Below are 3,904 nucleotides of genomic sequence, written 5' to 3' on the forward strand. Positions count from 1 at the left end.
GCTCCTTATGGTTATGCTCCTTATGGTGCTCCTGCTGCTCCTCAGGCTCCTGCGGCTCCTGCCAAGTAAGTTTGTTGAGACATCAGGTGTGCCCGCGGTATCGGTACACCTGATGGTATTGGGATGAATGGGTTCATTTGAATAATACCGGAGAGAGTGTGATGAATAAGATGGTTAAAATTAGTATGGCCGCCGTACTGGCCGTTGCTTCCGCCTCGGCTTCCGCCTGGTGGGGAAACAATGACGGTTGGGACAACGACGGTTTTGGCGATTTCATGGGCGACATGTTTGGCGACATGGATTTCAATTTCAATATGCATGCCCGTGGTGACAGTTACGGACGTGGCTACGGTTACAACCGCTACAATGGTTATGATGGTTATGCTCCCTACGGTTACGCTCCCTACGGCTATGGCGCACCGGTTGCACCGGCCCTGAGTGAAGAGCAGCAGAAAGCCGCTGCCGAACAGTATGCCAAAGCGATCGAAGCTCAACGCAAGGCCGCTGAAGCTTATGCGGCTCAGCAAGCCGAGATGTACAAGCAGTATCAGGCGACTGCTCCTCAGCAGGCCATGCCTGCTCCCTTCCAGGCTCCCCAGTTTTCGGGTTTCAAGAGCCGTGACGAAGTCATGAAGGAAATGGATGCTCGCCGTGCAGAAATGCAAAAAGAGATGGAAGCCCGCCGCGCTCAAATGGAAAAGGAAATGGGTGGTATGCAACGCCCAATGCCTGCTTCCTTTGACGCCCCCAAGTTCGAGGGTTTCAAAAGCCACGATGAAATGATGAAAGAAATGGAAGCCCGTCGTGCGCAAATGGACAAGGAAATGCAGGCCCGTCGCGCCCAGTTCGACAAGGGTTGCAACAAGCTCTGATCGCTATCTTCAAAGAGCAGCTTGCGAAAGAATGGCGTGCCCGGCAATGTCGGGCGCGCTTTTTATGTCCATGGATAGACAGAACACCGCTCCCCGGCTCAGACTCCCGCTTTACCGCCTCCGTCCTCGGCGGGTTTTGAGCGTACACGAAAGTTTCTGCAAACCTCACAGAGTGCCGGTTGCACCTGAATTTCCGGCATTTCGAGGGTCTGTGTTACGATGATCTCCCCATACCGCTGCCCTCAAGCTGAATTCAACAGAGCGTCTTACATGAGTAAACAGAACCTGACCCAGAAGATTTCCGTGGTATTTGCTTTCATTTTCTATATTGCTGCGGTTGTCAGTGTCTCGGCGGTGGTTTATTTTTACATCCAGCACGGTGGCAATCATCCCGCAGTGGCAGCTTGGTCTGCGGCCATCGTGTTTTTCGTGGGTGGTGGCGTGGTCTTGCATGTGATGGGCAAGGCGGACATCCCGGATTTCCGCATCAAGTAGGTACCAGAATTTCTGACTTTTTCCGTTGGTTTTGATCAGCATCAAGCCGGGGAGGAAGTATTTGTGTCATAAAGCGCCATGCCTGAAAGCGCGCTGTTTTCTTCCGTAGTTCTTTCTGACCGGGTCAATACTTTTGGCCAGTACCTGCTGCGCCGTTACGGTGAGCGGGTGCACAAGCTGGCTGTCAATGCGGGATTCACCTGCCCCAACAGGGATGGCACCAAGGGCCGTGGCGGCTGCACTTTCTGCAACAATGTTTCTTTCAGTCCCAACGCACGCCGCGAGCCGGATGTGCTGGGCCAGTTGGCTTCCGGCCGCAGGGTGCTCGCAAAACGTACCGGCGCCAGGAAATTCCTCGCCTATTTTCAGGCCTATACCAATACTTATGCCGAAGTGGATGATCTGGACAGGATGTATCGCCAGGCGTTGTCCCAACCTGATGTGGTGGGCCTGTCGGTGGGCACGCGCCCGGACTGTGTGCCGCCCGCAGTGCTGGACCTGCTGGCGTCCTACCAGGAAGAAGGCCATGAAATCTGGCTGGAACTGGGTCTGCAGTCTGCTTTCGATCAGACCCTGGAAAGGGTCAACCGGGGCCATGATTTTGCCGAATACCGGCAGGCTGTCATTGCCGCCCGGGTCCGAGGATTGCAGGTCTGCACCCACCTGATCGTCGGGCTTCCCGGAGAAACTGCGGCCGATTCCCTGCTCAGCCTGGATCGGGTGCTGGATCTGGGTGTGGAAGGCCTGAAAGTCCATCCACTGCACGTGGTGAAAGGAACCCGGCTGGCCAACGACTGGCGGCGGGGTGGGTACGACCCCCTGGGATTCGACGACTATATCGATACCGTGGTACAGATGGTGGCGCGAACCCCCAGGGAGGTCGTTTTTCACCGCCTGACCGGTACCGCTCCCCAGAACATTCTGCTCGCACCCACGTGGTGCAACTGGAAATGGCGCGTGCTCAACGCCATTACCCGGAAGCTGGTGGAGAAAGGCCTGGAGCAGGGCGCCCTGGCGGCTAGCCTGCCTTCCGCTGTTAATTCTGACTAGAGGTTTTTCATGCAACTCGTATGTCCTGCCGGCAACCTGCCGTCACTCAAGGCAGCCATCGATGAAGGCGCCGATGTTGTCTACCTGGGATTCAGGGACGATACCAACGCCCGCAATTTTGCGGGTCTGAACTTCAACGACAAGACCCTGGCCCAGGGGCTGGACTATGTGCGCAGTCGGGGCAGGAAGGTTTACGTGGCGCTCAACACCTACCCGCGCCCCCAGGGCTGGAAGCGCTGGCAGGCTGCTGTGGACAGGGCGGCGGAGATGCAGGCCGATGCCCTCATTGCTGCCGACATGGGGGTGCTGAACTATGCGGCCAACCGCTACCCGGATCTTCCACTGCACCTGTCCGTGCAGGGTTCCGCCACCAACTACGAAGCCCTGACGTTTTACAAGGAACGCTTCGGCATCCGTCGCGCCGTGCTGCCCCGGGTGCTGTCCATGCCCCAGGTGAAGCATGTGGCAGACAACGCCCCGGTGGAAATCGAGGTGTTCGGTTTCGGCAGCCTGTGCGTGATGGTGGAAGGGCGCTGCCTGCTTTCGTCCTATGCTGCCGGACAGTCACCCAATACCCACGGTTGTTGCTCTCCCGCCGGGGAGGTGCGTTATGAAGAGACAGCGGCGGGCATGGAGACACGTCTCGGTGGCGTGCTGGTGGACAGGGTGGGCAAGGGCGAGAACGCCGGTTATCCCACCGTGTGCAAGGGTCGCTATGATGCCCTGGACAAGACCTATTACGCCATGGAAGAGCCCACCAGCCTCAATACTCTCGATCTGCTGCCGGAACTGCTGGTTGCCGGTATCGCCGCCATCAAGATCGAAGGCCGCCAGCGCAGCCCGGCCTATGTGCGCCAGGTTACCCGGGTGTGGCGCCAGGCCATCGACAGTTGCCTGAGCGACCCGGCCGGTTTTCAGCCGCGGGGTGAATGGATGCAGCAGCTCGGTGCGGTGTCCGAAGGGCAGCAGACGACTCTGGGCGCCTACCACAGAACCTGGCAATGAGTGACAACAGCATGAAACTATCCCTTGGTCCCGTGCAGTATTACTGGTCCCGGGAGGACCTACTGGATTTCTACCGGCAGGTGGCTGACATGCCCGTGGATATCGTTTACCTGGGCGAAACCGTCTGCTCCAAGCGCCGCCTGTTCCGTTTCGACGACTGGATGGACACCGCCCGTATGCTGCGGGATGCAGGCAAGGAAGTGGTGCTGTCCACCCTGGCGCTGCTGGAGGCCGAATCCGAACTCAAGACCCTGCGGCGCATCTGCGCCAACGGTGAATTCCTGGTGGAAGCCAACGATATGGCGGCGGTGCAGTTGCTGTCGGCGGCAGGCCTGCCCTTCGTGGCAGGGCCGACGGTGAACATTTACAACGTAAGCGCCCAAGAATCCACACCTGTTTTCCCGACCTGACCCCGTGCAGACTTTCTCCTGAAATTTCACGACACAGGAGAAATCGATGGACATGTCTGATGCCACCGAAGG

General features: G+C 58.0%; 5 protein-coding genes. All 5 read left to right on the forward strand.

The window, feature by feature from the left end; translation table 11 throughout:
* Positions 1-161 precede the first annotated feature (161 nt).
* The 5 genes from ACOCD2_RS13925 to ACOCD2_RS13945 all read left to right on the forward strand — a co-directional run bounded on the left by ACOCD2_RS13925 (position 162) and on the right by ACOCD2_RS13945 (position 3,832).
* Positions 162-872: a sulfur globule family protein gene (locus ACOCD2_RS13925; RefSeq protein WP_293644373.1), complete on the forward strand. Its 711-nt coding sequence runs from the start codon at positions 162-164 to the stop codon at positions 870-872.
* A gap of 270 nt (positions 873-1,142) precedes the next feature.
* Positions 1,143-1,367, forward strand: coding sequence for a hemerythrin family protein (locus ACOCD2_RS13930; RefSeq protein WP_293644375.1), 225 nt, complete (start codon positions 1,143-1,145; stop codon positions 1,365-1,367).
* Positions 1,368-1,445: 78 nt separating this feature from the next.
* The gene (locus ACOCD2_RS13935; protein ID WP_293644377.1) at positions 1,446-2,417 is read left to right on the forward strand and encodes a TIGR01212 family radical SAM protein; all 972 of its coding nucleotides are present in this window, start codon (positions 1,446-1,448) and stop codon (positions 2,415-2,417) included.
* Between the two features lie 9 nt (positions 2,418-2,426).
* Complete coding sequence (gene ubiU / locus ACOCD2_RS13940; RefSeq protein ID WP_293644379.1) at positions 2,427-3,422, forward strand: ubiquinone anaerobic biosynthesis protein UbiU; 996 nt, start codon at positions 2,427-2,429, stop codon at positions 3,420-3,422.
* Complete coding sequence (locus tag ACOCD2_RS13945; RefSeq protein WP_305800372.1) at positions 3,419-3,832, forward strand: hypothetical protein; 414 nt, start codon at positions 3,419-3,421, stop codon at positions 3,830-3,832. Before ubiU ends, ACOCD2_RS13945 begins: the two co-directional genes overlap by 4 nt.
* The last annotated feature ends 72 nt before the right edge of the window (positions 3,833-3,904 follow it).

Origin of the sequence: Thiolapillus sp., assembly GCF_048562965.1 — a bacterium.
Classification (GTDB): Bacteria; Pseudomonadota; Gammaproteobacteria; order Chromatiales; family Chromatiaceae; genus Thiolapillus; species Thiolapillus brandeum_A.